Genomic DNA, 2,674 nt, shown 5'->3' on the forward strand with positions numbered 1-2,674 from the left:
ACAAGATCACGGGTTAAGGTCGCCAGATTTTATTCAAAAGGCCTCCGCCCCAAACCCAGGACTTACATGGATTCTTTCGCGGAGAAAGAATCAATGAAACGGACTCGCCTGACTCTCGCATTGTTTCTCATTCTAGTCTCGCTTGGAGCAGTCCCTTTTCTTGTGAGCCAAGAGCCAATTGACCGATCACCTACGAAAGATAAACTTGCGATCTCTAGAACGTTTCTACGAGAGATTACCCAAAGGGATAAGCTTGTCGCCGTAACGCAAGGGCGTTATCTGATGGCACCAAATACCGCTATGCTATGTACGCAACCACTCGATTGGTATGAAGTACACGGCCCACGCTACTGCGAAGTTTACATTACCAAAGAATCCCTCCCAACCATCCGAAAGGGAACGGATGACTATCCGGTAGGCACAATAATAGTGAAATGGAAATTTGACAAGAAAGAAGGCGGTTCACCAGAACTGGCAACCATCATGCGGAAAATGCCTCCTGGATATGCAGAGCAACACGGCGACTGGGAGTTCGCTGTTGTTAACTCGGATGCAAGTCAGGTACTCGCACGGGGACGCATTGATTCTTGCATGAACTGCCATGACAACTACAAAACAACAGGATACGTTACGAGGGAATATCTCAATGAGGAAACCGAACCAACGGATGCACCGCAGTCCGCAACAAGCCGCCCTTGAGATTAGAATCCAATAATTAGCGGACTCCGTGATCCGAATCGTTAAGTGACAAATCAGCATGCATGACGATGATTCACCGTATCGATCGCCAACCTCGCTTGGCCCACGAGCCACACCTGGCCTTTCGAGTTCGTCACGTTCTGCTCTTGCGACATTGGCATTTTTAGGCCTGCCGATGATTGGGGGAATCGTTGGATTCGCTGGATACATCTTCGCTTCGACAATTCTCGAGAAACGCGACACAACAACTGAGCCTATTTTGTCGTATGGCCAACAAGCAGGCCTGATCTCTCTCCCGATGTGTACGCTAATGAGTGCAGCGACCGGACTTGGTATTGCCTTCAAAATAGCCGGACAATATGTCACTTCGGTTTTACTACTTCTGGCCGTTTCGCTTTGCGGCTGGGCAATCACCAACTCACTCTGGAATGATCAAATCAGGAGATACGGTCCTGACCCATCGGAAGCTGTGCTATACTATCCACCGCTTGCTTGCTCTGGGATTGCACTGTTTACTGCCGTGATAGTCGCAGCTTGGGCGACACTGTCAAACCGGAAGCAAGTCACGTAACCATCGAATGCACCGGAGTCGCGGATCGGCCATTTATTCAACGGAGCATCACTCGCCGCGACCGCGGTGATGCGTGGCGTTCGCCGAAACAAGACAGATGGAATACAACGTACCCTGCGCCTGTGGACGCTCCTTAATTGTTCGTGCTGGTGATGCTGGCACGTTCCGATCGTGTGAGTGTGGCAACCAAATTCACATACCGCAGCTTAGTGTGCTTCGTGAATCACCTCGACCGGCTCGCCGACCTGTTTTTGAGCAGGACACAATGTTTCGTTTCCCAAGACAATTTCGACTAATAGACCTGCTCTTTTCAACAGGAATCTTTGCGATTGTCCTTACCGCATTCCTCGCTCAAATTCGCAGCCCATTTGCCCAATGGACGATTGCGATTTATTTGCCCCCAGCTGCAATCGCATGCCTGCTGCACTTTCGTTTTCGGCTTCGAATCATTTCGGCTGTTGCCGTTCACTGCGTAACTACGATGATTTGGATCTTCTTGCACTGGATTGGACGCAATGCGGCTCTCAACGGCCATTTTGCCTCAGATACAGTCTCCAAACTCCCCAGCGATCTTGCGATCTATGCAACCGCTTGGATTGAAACCGTCCAAATGATTCTCTGGACGCCGCTTTTGGCTATTTGCTACGGAACAATCTGCTATGTTACGTCACGAACTTATAACCGCACCTTACTGGCCAAGATCGATACAGACTTGATACCCGTCAGATAACCAACGATTGCACCCAATCGGCGATCGGGTACACTCACATATCGATGATTCATCCCGCCGGTGGGTGAATCGAGCCGTTATGGCGGACAGAGAGTTGCGCCCAAATGTCTACGAATCCGTACGAAGTAACAACACATCCTGGTCGCGGTTTAGATATCAAATCAAGCCGCGCCGTTGCATCATTGTTGATTACTCCGCGACGCATCGCCATTGCCGTTTGTCTTATCCTCGTCGCTGTCACTCTCGTAGGGGTGACAGTATATGGCCTCGTTCATCTCGAGGACAATCACCCGCTCACGCAACTTTGGCAACGAATGGTCATGACTTTCGCAACGACGGCTTATGCAGTCGCTGGGATCGGAATCATGATGCTCGCAAGAGGGGTTCTAAATGGCAGCAAAAAATCCTATGTTGTGGGATTTCTGTTGCTTGTCCTGTCGGTGATCACATATGCGACATGCTTCGCTATTTTTTGTATGACTCCACAATCCTGGTACATCTATCCGAAGCCTTGAAGTACAATGCGTACTGAACTCCGCACCGAGTAGCGTCGTTGTTCTAGGGACGATTGCAGGCTGGACTGGGGGTGATTGCCCGATCTGAGGTGGGCGCAATCGTACAGTCATTGCAACCAACATGTTACAACCGTCACGCCGCATCGGTTAAACTAGTTT

The 2,674-nt window shown here is 50.1% G+C and carries 2 protein-coding genes; both read left to right on the forward strand.

Annotation, left to right across the window (positions count from 1 at the left end; translation table 11 throughout):
* The coding region (locus tag ACIQ2L_RS13515; RefSeq protein WP_396159707.1) for a cytochrome P460 family protein at window positions 1-699 on the forward strand (699 nt) is incomplete at its 5' end.
* 668 nt (window positions 700-1,367) lie between these two features.
* Window positions 1,368-2,000, forward strand: a complete 633-nt coding sequence (locus ACIQ2L_RS13520; protein WP_396159709.1) for a hypothetical protein — start codon at window positions 1,368-1,370, stop codon at window positions 1,998-2,000.
* Window positions 2,001-2,674 lie beyond the last annotated feature (674 nt).

This window comes from Flavobacterium sp., from assembly GCF_044369455.1.
Lineage (GTDB): Bacteria > Bacteroidota > Bacteroidia > Flavobacteriales > Flavobacteriaceae > Flavobacterium.

Bases quoted from the DNA above. Each gene is read 5' to 3' on its own strand.
- ACIQ2L_RS13520 (WP_396159709.1), top strand. From the start codon at position 1,368: ATGGAATACAACGTACCCTGCGCCTGTGGACGCTCCTTAATTGTTCGT.